We start from the raw sequence: 15,649 nt of genomic DNA, 5'->3' as shown, positions 1-15,649 counted from the left end.
TAGTTTTTAATGCGACAAGTTCTTTTGGATCGGTAATCGGTTGTTGCTTGAGGCTGCTAAGTTCAGCACTGACAAGCTGATACTGTTTTTTGATGTCGAGTATCATTTTTTCTAATATTCTAAGTTGGTCATACATAGTCAGTTTTTATCCTTAACAAGTAAGCGTAAATGAATTTTGTTGTCTGCGTTTAATAATGCCATAGGTGACCGCATAATATCTATACCAACAAAGTAATTACCAACATTGGGCTTGAGCTTTTTTATATTAGCCGCGGCCTTGTCAATGACATCGTGCTGCGTTTATTTTTTTTATAAATAATAATTCTATCAACTATTAGGACCTCTATTATGAATGACAATATTTCTGGCTGGAATACGTGGCTAAAGGCATTTGACGACTGGACTGATGTCTCTATCAGTGAGGTACATGGTCTAATGACGGGGCTAATGACTGCCTGTGATGCGCCTGACGAGCAGGTATGGGCGAAGGTATTTGATGAGTTGAGCTTTGCCTCTTTACCTGACGAGGCATTAACTTTGCTGACTGAAGAAGCAGAAGATACGGTTTTTCAGCTAAAAGACAAAGAAGATGCTTATTCTTATACACCGCTTGTGCCTGATGATGAACATGACTTATACGAGCGCGTGATGGCTCTGAAACAGTGGGCTAATGGGTTTATGACAGGTTTTGGGATTACTGATTGTGCTCTAAGTAGCGAAGAAAATGAGATGCTATCGGATTTGGCGAAGATTGGAGGGATTCGTTTAGAAGATGACGAAGATTTTGAGGGTGGTGAAGAGTCTTATCTTTATATTTATGAGTTTGCGCGTATGGTGCCAGTGAGTTTTGCCACTCGTCAGCGTAAACCTGTCAAAGATATTGCGCTGATCGCTGGTCTTGCTATCGATGCCAAAACTACCAAAGAGTTACAAGCAGAAGGTAAGCTGCCAAAAGCGATGCCGCCAGTCATTGATGCCATGAATCAAAATAACCCATCGTAAATGAGAGCTATCATAAATACTTTGATGCATATTTTATACGATGTGGTTTGATGTCATGTAAAGTGCAATAGGGACTATGATTTGCCGTAAGGCGATAAAAAGGAAATTGTGATGATAACTGACAATGATATGCAACATCTGCGTCGCTGCGTTGAGCTCGCTACTGAAGCTTTAGAAGCCGGTGACGAGCCATTTGGAAGCGTATTGGTCGATAGTGAGGGTCAGGTATTATGCGAAGATCGCAACCGTGCCAATAGTGTTGATGCAACCTATCACCCTGAGATTGCCGTCGCTCAATGGGCAGCAAAAAATATGACTGTCGATGCGTGTGCGCAAGCGGTGGTTTATACTTCGGGTGAGCATTGCGCCATGTGTTCTGCGGCTCATGCATGGGCAGGACTAGGTCGTATTGTTTATGTCAGCTCATCAAAACAATTGGGCGAGTGGATGAAGGAGATGGGCGTCACGTCTTCTTCACCGATTAATACATTGGCTATTCAAGAAGTGGCGCCTAATGTGCCAGTCGAAGGTCCGATTGCTGGACTAGATGAAGAGATAAAAAACCTGCAACGACGCGCATTTCAAAGAGGCTAAACTCTTTTAGTTTGGATAGTGCAGTGGAACTACTTTTAAAAGAATACAGTGCTACTGGGATTGATTATTCGTAGCCTATGCCTGCGTAGGCACAGTAAGCAAGAAAAATTGATACCAGTAGCGCGTTATAATGTTTGTGTTTCTTTTATTTAGTACTGACTATATTAAGGATGTCTTATGACGGTAGCAACGGATAATAAAAGTGTGGTTGATGGTAATTATCCTAAAAACAGCATCGACTGGCTAACAAGGCTGATTGCCTTTGATACGGTCAGTCGCCATTCAAACTTAGCATTAATTAAAGATGTGCAAAGCTATTGTGAGCAATTAGGTCTTACGGTAGATTTAACCTTTAATGATGCCAAAAACAAAGCCAATTTATTCGTTACGGTACCAGCCGGAAAAAATGCTGACAAAGTGAATAACGGTTTGGTGCTCTCGGGTCATACTGACGTCGTACCAGTCGATGGTCAGAACTGGACATCAGAGCCGTTTAACGCAACGATTCGTGGTACTAAACTATACGGACGCGGTGCTTGCGATATGAAGGGTTTTATCGCTTGTGCACTGACGCTATTACCAGAAGCGGTAGAGTTATCAAATAGTGGTCAGTTGCGTCGTCCATTGCATTTGGCCTTATCCTTTGATGAAGAGGTTGGTTGCTTAGGTGCGCCATTAATTTTAGCAGACTTAAAAGCACGTGGTATCACACCGGATTATTGCATCGTGGGCGAGCCGACTAATATGGCAATGGTGGTGGCGCATAAAGGCATTGCCGTTTACCGTTGCCGCGTACATGGCAAGTCTGCGCATTCGTCATTGACAGCGTCGGGTGTGAACGCCATCAGTTATGCCAGTCGTTTGATTGGTTATGTCGATACTTTGGCAGAAGAAATCAGTTATAGAGACGATAATGACGCGTTGTTTGATGTCCCGTATTCCACATTGTCTGTAGGCACTATTCAAGGTGGTACAGCGACCAATATCGTACCTAATCTATGTGAGTTTACCTTTGATTATCGTAATCTGCCGCATATGACGCAGCAGGATATCCTCGCGCCGATTCAAGCAAAAGTTGCAGAGTTAAGCGCACAGATGCAATCACGCGCGCCAGAAACTGGTATTGAGCTGATGCAAGAGGAAAGCGTACCGGCAATGACGGATAACGATAGTGCCGAGCTACAAGCGTTAATAGCCGCATTAACAGGTGACACCCAACGTCATAAAGTCGCTTATGCGACCGAAGGTGGGCAGTTTACCAATGCCGGTATTCCAACCATTATCTGTGGCCCTGGCAGTATTGAGCAAGCACACAAAGCCGATGAATATGTCGAGTTAAGCGAGATTGATCGCTGCGATAGTTTTTTACAGCGTTTATTAGAAAGCTGTACTGCAGATAAATAAACTCAGTAGTCTGGATAGTAGTTGGTATAAAATACACCGTCTTTATGGCGGTGTTTGTTTTTTATGTAGTCAGTTAATTTTAAATAAGAAAGTAGGGGTTAGTTGATGTCTTGGCATCTGTTTGCGGTATTTTTTGCAAGTACGTTTTTTATCTCAGCGACTCCCGGTCCGAATATGCTACTGGCATTTCAGTATGGTCTTAATTATGGCGTCAAGCGAACATTATGGACGCTGGCAGGTCTAAGTCTTGGTTTATTCATACTGTTACTATCAACATTGCTTGGTTTGGATGTCATCAGTCGTCAATCGCCTTGGTTACTGACAATGATTAAATTAGTGGGGGCTATTTACCTCATTTATTTGGGTGTCTCGTCATGGCGTGATAGTGCCGCTAATAACAGTTTAATGAATGATGCCAGCGTAATGAGTGCGGAGGTGAATGCAGAACTCGCAATAAGCTCTAATCAGGTTGATAATATTCAGCAATCTGACAAACTTAAGCCGCGCTCACTTTCTAGTGCAGCAGTTAGGGCAGTACCTAGCGATTGGATGCTGTTTCGAACGGGTATGTGGGTATCGTTATCAAATCCTAAAGCAATTTTATTTTTTGCTGCCTTCTTCCCTAAATTCATCAATTTTAGTGCGCCGCTTTGGCCACAATATATCATGCTAACGTTAGGGCTGTTTTTAAGTGAGACGATTTGGCAGATCGTATATACGCTAGGCGGCAAAAAGCTAGCAGGTTGGTTGGATGTTGGCGAGCGTTTAGCTTGGCTTAATCGTGGCTGCGGAGTGATATTTATATTAATTGCGGCGGCTTTGCTAGTCGAAGTTTTTAGTGGTTTCATGGTTTCATAAAATAACGTCTGATATTAATAAGATGCAAAATAAACAATGACTATCTTATTAAAAATAAATTTTAATTAATAAAAATGCATTTACTATTCTATAAATAAATATAAAATTATATTGACATTATATTTTAAACGTTTATTATTATTCGATATTGACGAGCAGTATTCAATATTTATCAAGAATATTATTCTGCTTTGATACAATATATCTTAATCAATCTGCTATTGTCATTCATTGATGATTAGCCACAACCAACGGAGGAATTACTATGTCCCACCTAGATACTAAAACGTTTTTAAAGATTGAATCAGTGAACACAATGACAGTAGTGATAACCTCGCAAAGGTTGGGCTAAGCTCCAGATATCTGCTTTACCATACTCTGTTATATTGCCTTCTCTGTAATGCTATCTTTATAGCACTGCCAATAGTATTGCGCCTTTTTGCGTGACAGCTATTTTCTATGCCTGCCATAAAGTAATATCAATCTTATAAAACTCATAAAAATAATAACCTTCTTTTTCAATTCTAATTAATGAGTTTGAAAAGGCGACGGTATTATATTGTCTAAAATTTACCGATTAAAAATTATTTTCTTATTTAATTAGGACAGAGAAGTATTGTCTAAAATTAACGATAAATAATTAACAGCATAACAATAAAATATGTCATAAAAATTATAAACGGATCATTAACTAATGAGCATTCAATTAATATTAAATGAAAGTGGCAAACATGGCGTACCCGTCAAGATTTACACCAATGATGTCGAACAAAGCGCGATGCAGCAACTTCGCAATCTAGCCCAATTAGAATTTATACATTCGCACATTGCAGTGATGCCTGATGTGCATGTGGGCAAAGGCGCGACCGTAGGTAGTGTGATTCCTACTAAGTCGGCGATTATTCCAGCAGCGGTCGGTGTCGATATCGGTTGCGGTATGAACGCCGTACGTTTATCGCTTACAGCAAGTGATTTGCCAGATAGCCTAAAGTCAATTCGCTTAGCAGTTGAGCAGCAGGTGCCGGTTGGCTTCAATATGCATAAGCAAATTCAAGCCAAAAACTCCACTCTTGACCCGCTAGGTAAACGGCTAAAACCTATCACTGATAAGCATCCGGGTTTGCTTAAGATGCTTAGAGGCTTTGAGCGCACTTGGGCGAAACAGATTGGCACCTTAGGCGGCGGTAACCACTTTATCGAGCTGTGCTTAGATGAGAATAAGGATGTCTGGGTAATGCTACATTCGGGTAGTCGCGGCATTGGCAATTGCATCGGACAGTATTTTATTAATCTGGCTAAAAAAGAACGTCAATCACGCTTTGGTCATGTACCCGATCGCGATTTATCCTATTTTGCAGAGGGTTCTGACAGCTTTGCTGACTATATTGAAGCAGTTGAATGGGCGCAAGACTATGCATTGGAGAATCGCCGCGAGATGATGCGTTTAGTCATCAAATCTTTGCAGTCTCCACAAGTTGGCTTACCGCGCTTTCAGCTGACCAAAGAAGCTATTAATTGCCATCATAATTACGTCAATGAAGAAGTCCACTTTGGCGAGCAAGTCTATGTCACGCGCAAAGGCGCGATTAGTGCTTATGCTGGCGAGCTTGGAATTATCCCTGGTTCAATGGGAGCAAAGTCCTTTATCGTACGTGGTCTTGGTAACAATGAGTCGTTTTGTTCTTGTTCACATGGGGCAGGGCGACAGATGAGCCGAGGCAAAGCAGCACGCACTTTCACTGTTGATGAGCTAAAAGCGCAAACCGATGGTGTCGAATGTCGTAAAGACGAAGGCGTCATTGATGAAATTCCGGGCGCGTATAAGGACATTGATGAAGTGATGGCTAACCAAACCGACTTAGTTGAAGTGGTACATACGCTTAAGCAAGTCATGTGTATTAAAGGATAATACCAAACCTGCAAATCATCTTAGCGTCGTCAAACTCGCTTAATGTACTGAATGTACAATTTGCGCTCGTTTTTCTCGCTAAGATAATTTTCGGAATGGGTATCAAAAAATGAATTAAAAAAATAATCATTGAGATAAAATATGAGCTTAAAAGAAATCTTAAAAAAAGCTAAGCAAATTGAGCGAGAGCTGGAACACCGTAATGACTTAAATGAAAACTCAAGTCAGCAAACGCTAGGCGCAGTCAAACCGCGTAATTATTTGGCACTGGATCCGCTGCTAAGAAAAGGCGGTATCCATGAGAAGGAGGACATCGCTATCGTGCGTAAAAAACGCCGCCGCGAAACTAAGCAACAGCTGCGGCAGAGAGATTGGTTATCAGAATAATGATAATTAGTTTTAAATTCACGCACAAAAAAGCCGTTCACTATTAATAATAGTGAACGGCTTTTTTTAAATTAAGCTAAGTTGACCTAAGCCAACACTTCTACCAATTCACCCTTTACCATATGCGGACTAACAAAATCGGTAATACGCACACTAACAATTTTACCTAACATGTCGTCCATCTTATCAACATCATAAGGGAACATTACGGTGCGGGTATTATCCGCTGTGCCGATTAAGCAGTCAGGATGGCGGTTAGCGACTTGTTCAACTAAGACACGAGTTGTCGTACCGACCATTTCATGGGTTTTGGCAAGCGTTGAGTCGATAATGACTTTTTGGAATTCAGCCAAACGCTCTTTTTTAGTTTTAAAGCTCACATCATCAGGCAACTCTGCTGCTGGCGTCCCCGGACGTTTAGAATAAATAAAGCTATACGAATGATCGAAATTTAACTCTTTTGCTAAATTTAACGTCGCCTGAAAATCTTCATCGGTTTCACCAGGGAAGCCAATAATAAAATCGCTTGATAAGTAGATATCAGGACGAACGGCTTTGAGTTTATTAATCTGATTGATATAAACATCAATGGTATGGTTGCGTTTCATCGCCGCCAAGATAGCATTTGAGCCACTCTGAACCGGCAGATGCAAATGTGATACTAGCTCTGGTAATTGTGCATAGGCGTCAATGATGTCATCGGTGAATTCTAGCGGATGGCTAGTGGTGTAGCGAATACGCTCAACACCATCGACATGTGAGACATAGTGCAATAGCTCAGCGAATCGGCAAATACTGCCATCGTCTTTTTCGCCGCGATAGCCATTGACGTTTTGACCAAGTAGATTAATTTCACGAACGCCTTGCGCCGCTAAGCTGTCAATTTCTGCCAACACATCATCAAGTGGGCGTGATAACTCTTCACCGCGCGTATAAGGAACCACGCAAAATGAGCAATACTTTGAGCAGCCTTCCATGATAGAGACAAAGGCTTTAAACCCTTCTACTCTTGGCTCTGGTAAAAAATCAAACTTTTCGATACTAGGAAATGAGACATCCACTGTACCAATACGGTTTTTAGGTGCAATCTCACGTTGCTCATGTGATTGGTCGTATAGCTCTGGCAGACGGTGCAAGGTTTGTGGACCGAATACCATATCGACATAAGGCGCGCGTTTTTGGATATTGTCGCCTTCTTGTGAAGCGACGCAGCCACCAACACCGATTACTAAGTCCGGACGCTTTTCTTTTAGTTTGCGCCAGCGACCCAATTCTGAAAAGACTTTTTCTTGGGCTTTTTCGCGAATGGAGCAGGTATTCATCAGCAATACATCGGCTTGGTCAATATCATGGGTTACTTCCATGCCGTGTGAGTCGCCAAGCACATCGAGCATTTTGCCCGAGTCATAGACATTCATCTGACAGCCTTGGGTAGTGATAAATACTTTTTTAGTGGCTGATTTTACCAGTGCTTCGGCTGAACTTGTTTCTTTGAGTGCAGTGACAGCAGGCGCAATAGTGGTGATGTCAGAGGCAACAGCGTCATCGATGCGGGGATTGAATACAGTAACACTCATAAGGATAAGTCCATGATTGACTAAAAATATAGCGAGGTAGGCGATTAACAGGTGGCGTATTTTATCACAACCCTGTGCCAATGTGAAAAGTTAGCGTGTGCTAGTCATGATAATAGTTATAGATTATTTATAATAGTATCAATTGCTTATCTATCATTATTTAGCTATAACTATTATCGGTAAGTACGAATAACGATTAATGCTCGATAACACCTCTGTGTTACGCAGTGCTATCCAATTTATTAACGAAAAGTAAAGCTTATGGTTGAAAGTGCAACGAGTATAGTATGATGAATGCCACCCTATCAGTGCTATTTAATAAATCGCGATTCACAACGTTTTAGACATATTATTTAAGACACATTATTTAAATGAATGACTTAGATAAATTATTTAGACATATTATAAAGAGAGTCAGTATGACAAAGCCGCAGGTTGCTCCTGGTATCATAGAGAAGAATACTCATCATCAAAATTATATGCCCGAACGTTTTAAAAGAACGGCGCTCAGAACTAGCATGTTGAGTTTAGCGACAGCGGTAGGGGCATTGGGGTTTTCGCAACTTGCTTGCGCAGAATTGACATGGGGTGATAGTAGTACCAGTACATACCAACAAGAAGGCAAGTATCAAGTAGAAAGCTACCAGCCTGAGAGCTATAAGCCTGACGGTTACACACAAAATAACTCGCAACAAAACACTTTCCAACAGAACAGCTCGCAACAAAACAGCGGCTATCAGCCAGATAACGGGGTAGGCTCGTTTACTGCGGCGGCAATTGCGGCAGAACGCGGCGATGTCAATGCGCTTTATAATTATGAGCAAGCAATGAATGGCGGCTTATTTGCCATGTATCCAACTTATTGGCGGATGAATTTAGATCTTAATTCGCAAAGCTCAGCGGCGGTATCGCAGTTTGTACGCCAATACCCAGATACGGTCATGGCAGAGAAACTCGCTGCGGATTTTGCTGAAACCAAAGCTGGGTCAAATGATTATGCTTCAGTACGGCAAGTGGCGAACTTGATCACCAATGCGGATGCCAGTGAGAAATGCGCCGTTGCGCTTGGGTTTAATAATGGCGGCGATACCATGCGCGCTATGGCAGCGAAGTCTGATGTGTGGCTGACGACCAAAAAGCAGCCTGCGCTATGTGATCAGTTGGCGCTAGAGATGAATAACAACGCGTTGATTAGCAATCAAGACCGCACCTCTCGTCTGAAACGTATGCTACGTAAAGGTAAGACCGGCGATATTATGGCGCTGTCCTCACGTTTAGGTACGTCCATTCCTTATTCGTCATTGAGTGAGATTCAGCTGAGCCCATCGTCATTCTTTAGCCGTTTTGCCCGTGAGCCTGCTAGCCAAACCAATCAATATTTGTATCTGTATGCCATAGGGCGTATAGCAGAAAAATCTTATCGTGAGGCAGCGTTACAGTTAGATTTTGATATCAAACAAGACAATCAGCGTCCAGCTAAATTATTGACGGATGATACTCGCCGCGCAGCCTATCGTACCCTTGGTGTACAGCGCATGAATCACAATACCGATGATGGCTTTAACGCTGAGGCCGTTGACTGGTTCCGTAGTAGCTTAGACAATGATTTTAGCTTTGAAGAAGCAGAATATTATGCCATGGCAGCGATTCGTTTTAGTCGTTGGGATGATGTGGTTGAAGCCATTTCAAGAATGGATGCTGAATCGCAAAAAACCAACCAATGGCAGTATTGGCTGGCACGTGCGTATGAGCAGTCAAACGATGGAAGCAAGCGTAATACCGCTAAGAAAATGTATCAAAATTTAGCCAAAAGTAATGAGTATTATGGCTTGATGGCAAAAGATAAAGTCGGTCAACGTTTTGATGCCAGCCGTTTGGGTGGTAGTAGTTTACCAAATGTCAGCAGCGCTGATCGAGCTCGTGCGTTACAGAATCCACATTTTGCTCGAGCGTTTGCTCTATACAACGCCGATGCCAGCCGCGCCTATGCCAATCGCGAATGGAACTGGGCGGTGAAAAAAGCCCGTGATAATCGTGATACTAATTTGATCATTGCGGCTGCTCGTCAAGCGTATGATATAGGCTGGCTCGACCGTGCGATATATGCGATTGATAATACCGACAGCGTAAACAGCTTGGCAATATCGCATCCGATGCCGCATCAAAGTGCGGTGGTTAATTACAGTCAGTCAGCGGGTATTGATCCAGCATGGGCATACGGCATTATGCGCCAAGAGAGTCGCTTCGTACCCTCTGCGCGCTCCAATGTTGGTGCAAGTGGACTAATGCAAGTCATGCCAGATACCGCAAAGTATATCGCTCGCAATTTGGGTGAGACCTACAGTGCTAGCCGCGCCAATAGTGGCGATACCAATATCCGTTATGGTACGTGGTATATGGGTGATATCTTTGGTAAATTGAATCAGCAGCCTGTATTGGCGACGGCTGGCTATAATGCGGGTCCGAACAATGCCAAGCGTTGGCAGCCAAGCTATGGCTCATTGGCAGCAGATCAATATGTCGAATCGATTGCGTTTCCTGAAACGCGCAATTACGTCAAACACGTCATGGAAAATGCCACCATTTATAGCAGCCTACTCGGTCGTGGTCAGCCGATTAGTCAGCGTATGGGCACCGTACCTGCTGGATTCTAATACTGACTGATTTTACTTAAAAACCATTAACGGTGAAAACGGTTAGTGGTTTTTTTCATATCTTTATTTTTGCGTCGCTATTTAATGACGATTCGTTTATATAGTCATGAGGTACAGTCTATATAATGGTGAGTGCCAGTTTAAATGACGTTTACGTTTTTGCTATATATTAAAAAAAGCATTTTGCTACCATTGTTTTAATTATCATTTGCATTACTTCAGGTATTCTTAGATTGCTAATTCAGACGCTTTTAGGGCTATCACTAAGTTTATAAGCTAATTTTTATCATTGCTAAATGTTCTAAATTCTTATGATTAAAAAATATTTCAATTTGCCCATATCGTCGCAAGCTAGGCGTCGGTTATCTATTCAGACCAAGGTGGGCTCGATGTCAAAGACAGTGCTATCAGATCAGGTAAATAAGTATTTGATCGGCGAAAAGCATGTGAGGATAGGCAGTACTGCTACCGGTATCGCCGCTTTACTATTGATGCAAGGCGCGATAATGTTGCCTGCACAAGCTGCTGGTGCTGCCAAAACTGGACAGCGAGTATTGATGATTGAGATGACACCAGCGTTATGTAGTTTACAACCAACGCGTTCGCGTATGCGCCAGTGTCTAGAAGGGTATTCTTTGACAGTGTCAGGCTTAGATATGGGCTACGGTGAGCGCTGTGGGCGCGGTAGCGAGCCACGCCTGACACCGCTACAACTAAAAGTGGTTAACCGTATCATGCCTGATACGACGGTGCGTAGCCAAGCCTGGCAACGTTATGGCGCATGTAGTCCGCTCAGCGCCAGTAGTTATTTTCGGCAAATCATCAACTATGCGGGTGCACTAAAACTGCCTAATGAATTGAATACGGGGAATAGCTATACGGTATTAAAATCTCGTTTCATTGGACAAATGACCCAGCTTAATAGTGGTATGTCTCCTGCGAGTGTCGATTTAATCTGTCAGGTCGGCAATCGTCGTCAGATGATATTGACCGATGTACATGTTTGTTATGAAGGTAGTCAGTTTGGTACTTGTCATAATGTCGTAGACAATTGTGGCAGTAAATTTATCATATCAGGCGGTAAGTAATATTCCTTTGTTATTCTAATTATTTTGTTATTCTAATTATATAGTTGCTTATTGGAATCGTGTTATTAGATGGCAGCATCAGTCATCCAAAAGTTCTTGTCAACGTTTTGCTAGTCAATCAAAATACTTATGCTAAAGCGTTTTCTAAATCCTATTTTGTCTTTCCCTATTTTCCTTTTCGATGTCGCTTCTTCAAGATGGCTATCCATAACAATTGTCGATATTTTTTCGTATAAAATGTAACAATATAGTTATGAATAGCTTTCTCGCTTTCTCTAGACGGTTAATAGGCTGAAGTGCTACACTAACCCTCGGTTTATGACTGCTATTATTCATCTAGTACGTCGATATCTAAAATGATAATCATGAATTATCTAATAATCAATTAGGGAATATTCTATGAAACAGCCTGTACGTGTTGCCGTAACTGGTGCCGCTGGTAATATCAGCTATGCTATGTTATTTCGTATTGCATCTGGTGAAATGCTAGGTAAAGATCAGCCAGTAATCTTACAATTACTTGAAATCGCTCCAGCACTAGACGCCCTAAAGGGTGTGGTTATGGAATTAGAAGACTGTGCATTTCCTTTATTGGCAGGTATCGTACAAACTGATGATGCTACTGTTGCTTTTAAAGATATCGATTATGCTTTACTAGTAGGTTCACGTCCTCGTGGCCCAGGTATGGAACGTAAAGATTTGCTAGAAGCCAATGCTGCAATTTTCTCAGCACAAGGTAAAGCATTGAATGACGTTGCTAGCCGTGATGTTAAAGTATTGGTCGTAGGTAATCCTGCTAATACCAACGCCGTTATCGCTCAGCGTAACGCACCAGATTTAGACCCACGTAACTTTACTGCGATGACTCGTTTGGATCATAATCGCGCAATGGCGCAGTTGGCTGGTAAAACTGACAGCACCATTAATGACGTGAAAAAAATGATTATCTGGGGCAACCATTCATCAACTCAGTATCCTGATTTGACTGCTTGCACCGTAAACGGTAAGCCAGCTTTAGACTTAGTTGAGCGTGACTGGTACGAAGCCACTTATATCCCAGAAGTACAACAGCGCGGCGCGGCAATCATTAAAGCCCGTGGTGCCTCATCAGCAGCCTCTGCTGCAAATGCTGCTATTGCACACGTACGCACGTGGGTGATGGGTACTGATGATAACGATTGGGTATCTATGGGTGTTTACTCTAATGGCGAGTATGGCATCTCTGAAGGTTTGATTTACTCGTTCCCTTGTACTTGTAAAGATGGCGACTGGTCTATCGTTGCTGACGTTGATGTGTCATCAGCTTTCTCAAAAGAGAAAATGGCAGCTACTGAGCAAGAGCTTAACGAAGAGCGTGATGCGGTAGCACACTTACTACCATAAGTAGCTAAACAGCTGAAACTTCAGCACTGCTTATTACTGATACTATATAAAAGCCCTCATAAATTTTGAGGGCTTTTTTGTGGTTTAGCCTATACTTTTAAAGTACGCTATAGTGGATCCACTTTTAAAAGAATACAGAGCTACTGGGATGAATTATTCGCAGCCTCTGTCGGTGTAGGCACAGCAAGCCAGAAAAATTGATACCAGTAGCACGTTATAATATTTGTATTTATTTTATTTAGGACTGATTATACGTTCTTATTCTTCATATAAATTTTATCGATAACCCTTAAGTTCTGTACCATTAACGCGAGACTGTTAATACAATTGATAACGTTAGATAAACGTTGATTAACAGCTATTATCATAAAGCTTGCTACAATGAAGTGGTTAGTCTAAACAATAAGCACAAATAAATTGGCGTCATTTAAGGAGAAGTTTATGTTGGGTGAACCTGAATATAATATGAATGAGCTATTTGCTCAGTTAGGACTTGATAGCTCTGACGAAGCCATTGATAGCTTTATCGACAATAATAAATTAGCAAAAGAAGAAAAATTAATAGAAGCTAATATTTGGACAGACAGTCAACGAGCTTTTTTACAAGAAGAATGGGAAAGAGATGCAGAATGGGTTGAGGTCATCGATGACTTAAACGTGCGACTACATCCAGAAGCTTAGAATATCCAGAAGCCTAGAAAAAACTTAGTTGTTCATAAATGAGGTTTTTTTAAAACTTACCTATAAAAAAGCCCACAACATTTTACGGTTGCGGGCTTTTTTATTCATCTGCTATATCTTTTAGCTGGTTGTTTGCTCTGATCGCCACTCAAGTAATTCTTTTACATCATGATGAATACCGGTTTTTAATGCCTCTAAGCTTTCATAATGGCGTTCGCCATGCAAATAATGCAAGAAGCGTACTTGTAAAGTTAAACCATATAAGTCAGCTCGCAACTCTGGAAAATGCACTTCTAAACGCCACTCATGTCCTTTATCCACCGATGGTCTGGTGCCAAGACTGGCCGTACCAAACAAGCTATGCGGACGTAAACCCGCAACCCCTTTATGTTCGCTATTAGTGATCGCCGTTAAACCATTAGCTATGACATTACCATTCTCATCAAGGCTGACGACATCGACTGCAAAAATACCGTGTAAAGCAGGCTTTATGCGCTTTAGATCAATATTGGCGGTAGGGAAGTCCATGGTACGACCAATTTTATCGCCGCCAACCACTATTCCTGTTATCGCATACTCACGGCCAAGTAACGTATTAGCAGCACCAATATCACCGGCCAATAGTAAATCACGAATACGGGTTGAGCTAATACGCGCCGCTTTATCGCTGCTATCTGTGACGGTATGAAGATTAGTCACCTGCAAGCCATAATCACGCAAAAACTGGCTATCACCGCTACGATCATGGCCAAATTTAAAATCATCACCCAATACCAAAGCTTGTACATTGAGCCGCCGCGCTAAGATATCTGCGAATGCCTGCGCTGATAATGAGCGAAATTCGGTATCAAAGCTTGCGACAATCAAGGTCTCGACACCATATTCTGCTAACAAGGCTTGCTTTTCGGCAAGGTTGGTCAAGCGCGCAGGGGCAGTAGCTGGCGCAAAAAACTCTCGTGGCTGTGGTTCAAATATCATTACGGCAGCGCTAAGCTTACGCGCATGTGCAAGTGTACGAACTTGAGCGAGCATCGTTTGATGTCCCAAATGCACGCCATCGAAATTACCAATAGTCAGCACACAGGGCGTTAGATCGACTGGGCTAGTATTGGCGGGCAGATCGCTTGGCGATGCAATCAATTGCTCAAGAAAATAGGTGTTCATAAATTTTCAGCTATGATAGATAAGACCAGATAAAAAATAAAAAAACACATCTATACTTAAAATCGATGTGTCTAAAATCAGCCATTATAAAGTAAAATAGCCATACTAACATCCTATAGTCTGTTGATAATTAAACAACGTCATCAGCAACTTTAATAGTCATTATATTTATAGGGGTTAATGTTGTTGAGCAGTAGCCTGACAATAAAGCTTTCAATTAAAATCATCAATGATTTATCGTTTGTGCTGCACTGAGCCTTTAGCCATCTCTATTAACTATCGTTATTAATTACGGAAATTCTATGTCTGATATGGCCTCACATGCAATACTACCTATTTTATCTAAGCATAACCTCACTGATCAGTTTATTGTCCAGCGAGCAAGTGACGAAGATTTATCAGAGATTTTGGTTATTTACAATCAAAGCATTGCTGGTAAGCAAGCGACAGCCAATCTAGAACCAGTGACTCATGAAGAGCGAGCAACTTGGTTTGCAGAACATATCAGTAGTGCAACAAGACCTATTTATGTTGTTAGAGCAGTAGACAAGGGTATACACAGCAACAACCGAAAAGAATTGTCGCCAATAGTTGCGTGGGGCAGCTTTAGTGATTTGTATGCGCGTCCGGCTTATCATATCAGCAGCGAGATTAGCATTTATCTACACAAGGATTACCATGGTCAAGGGTTGGGTAGTTTATTGGCTCACTGGATGTTAGAGCAAGCGCCAAGCCTCGGAATTTATAATATTGTCGCGCTTATTTTTGCTCATAATCAGCCAAGCCTAGGGTTGTTTCGTAAACTTGGCTTTGAGCAATGGGGCTGTATGCCGCAGGTTTGCGATATGAATGGCTTTATCGCTGATGTGGTGATGCTTGGTAAAAGCCTTGTTACAGAGAATGCCGCAGACGATAATAATAAGCGTTAAATTCGTTATTTATACTCAA

At 41.9% G+C, this 15,649-nt stretch carries 13 protein-coding genes; 11 read left to right on the top strand and 2 right to left on the bottom strand.

What is annotated here, in order from left to right:
- Positions 1–348 precede the first annotated feature (348 nt).
- The 6 genes from WAZ74_RS10755 to WAZ74_RS10730 all read left to right on the top strand — a co-directional run bounded on the left by WAZ74_RS10755 (position 349) and on the right by WAZ74_RS10730 (position 6,154).
- A complete protein-coding gene (locus WAZ74_RS10755) occupies positions 349–1,002 on the top strand; it encodes a UPF0149 family protein (protein ID WP_422308300.1) in 654 nt (217 codons plus the stop codon).
- A 111-nt stretch (positions 1,003–1,113) separates the two neighbouring features.
- The gene (locus WAZ74_RS10750) at positions 1,114–1,596 is read left to right on the top strand and encodes a nucleoside deaminase (RefSeq protein ID WP_422308299.1); all 483 of its coding nucleotides are present in this window, start codon (positions 1,114–1,116) and stop codon (positions 1,594–1,596) included.
- A gap of 177 nt (positions 1,597–1,773) precedes the next feature.
- A complete protein-coding gene (gene argE / locus WAZ74_RS10745) occupies positions 1,774–3,000 on the top strand; it encodes an acetylornithine deacetylase (protein ID WP_422308298.1) in 1,227 nt (408 codons plus the stop codon).
- 105 nt (positions 3,001–3,105) lie between these two features.
- Positions 3,106–3,858, top strand: a complete 753-nt coding sequence (locus WAZ74_RS10740) for a LysE family translocator (protein ID WP_422308297.1) — start codon at positions 3,106–3,108, stop codon at positions 3,856–3,858.
- A 694-nt stretch (positions 3,859–4,552) separates the two neighbouring features.
- The gene (locus tag WAZ74_RS10735) at positions 4,553–5,767 is read left to right on the top strand and encodes an RtcB family protein (protein ID WP_422308296.1); all 1,215 of its coding nucleotides are present in this window, start codon (positions 4,553–4,555) and stop codon (positions 5,765–5,767) included.
- 141 nt (positions 5,768–5,908) lie between these two features.
- The gene (locus tag WAZ74_RS10730; RefSeq protein WP_422308295.1) at positions 5,909–6,154 is read left to right on the top strand and encodes a hypothetical protein; all 246 of its coding nucleotides are present in this window, start codon (positions 5,909–5,911) and stop codon (positions 6,152–6,154) included.
- 86 nt (positions 6,155–6,240) lie between these two features.
- Here WAZ74_RS10730 and miaB read toward each other — a convergent pair whose 3' ends face one another.
- Complete coding sequence (gene miaB, locus WAZ74_RS10725) at positions 6,241–7,731, bottom strand: tRNA (N6-isopentenyl adenosine(37)-C2)-methylthiotransferase MiaB (protein ID WP_422308294.1); 1,491 nt, start codon at positions 7,729–7,731, stop codon at positions 6,241–6,243.
- A gap of 419 nt (positions 7,732–8,150) precedes the next feature.
- Here miaB and WAZ74_RS10720 point away from each other — a divergent pair, with 419 nt between their 5' ends.
- The 4 genes from WAZ74_RS10720 to WAZ74_RS10705 all read left to right on the top strand — a co-directional run bounded on the left by WAZ74_RS10720 (position 8,151) and on the right by WAZ74_RS10705 (position 13,537).
- Complete coding sequence (locus WAZ74_RS10720) at positions 8,151–10,385, top strand: transglycosylase SLT domain-containing protein (protein ID WP_422308293.1); 2,235 nt, start codon at positions 8,151–8,153, stop codon at positions 10,383–10,385.
- 389 nt (positions 10,386–10,774) lie between these two features.
- Entirely contained in the window at positions 10,775–11,473 is a 699-nt protein-coding gene (locus WAZ74_RS10715) for a ribonuclease T2 (protein ID WP_422308292.1), read from the top strand.
- A gap of 399 nt (positions 11,474–11,872) precedes the next feature.
- Positions 11,873–12,856: a malate dehydrogenase gene (locus tag WAZ74_RS10710; protein WP_422308291.1), complete on the top strand. Its 984-nt coding sequence runs from the start codon at positions 11,873–11,875 to the stop codon at positions 12,854–12,856.
- Positions 12,857–13,297: 441 nt separating this feature from the next.
- Complete coding sequence (locus tag WAZ74_RS10705; protein ID WP_422308290.1) at positions 13,298–13,537, top strand: DUF2789 domain-containing protein; 240 nt, start codon at positions 13,298–13,300, stop codon at positions 13,535–13,537.
- A gap of 120 nt (positions 13,538–13,657) precedes the next feature.
- Here WAZ74_RS10705 and ribF read toward each other — a convergent pair whose 3' ends face one another.
- Positions 13,658–14,701 (bottom strand): riboflavin biosynthesis protein RibF, encoded by a 1,044-nt coding sequence (gene ribF, locus WAZ74_RS10700; protein WP_422308289.1) that lies wholly within the window; start codon positions 14,699–14,701, stop codon positions 13,658–13,660.
- 302 nt (positions 14,702–15,003) lie between these two features.
- Here ribF and WAZ74_RS10695 point away from each other — a divergent pair, with 302 nt between their 5' ends.
- Positions 15,004–15,630, top strand: coding sequence for a GNAT family N-acetyltransferase (locus WAZ74_RS10695; RefSeq protein WP_422308288.1), 627 nt, complete (start codon positions 15,004–15,006; stop codon positions 15,628–15,630).
- Positions 15,631–15,649: the final 19 nt, after the last annotated feature.

The organism is Psychrobacter sp., from assembly GCF_049295055.1.
Classification (GTDB): Bacteria; Pseudomonadota; Gammaproteobacteria; order Pseudomonadales; family Moraxellaceae; genus Psychrobacter.
Note: the sequence above shows the minus strand (reverse complement) of the source record. Positions and strands in the feature narration are given on the sequence as shown.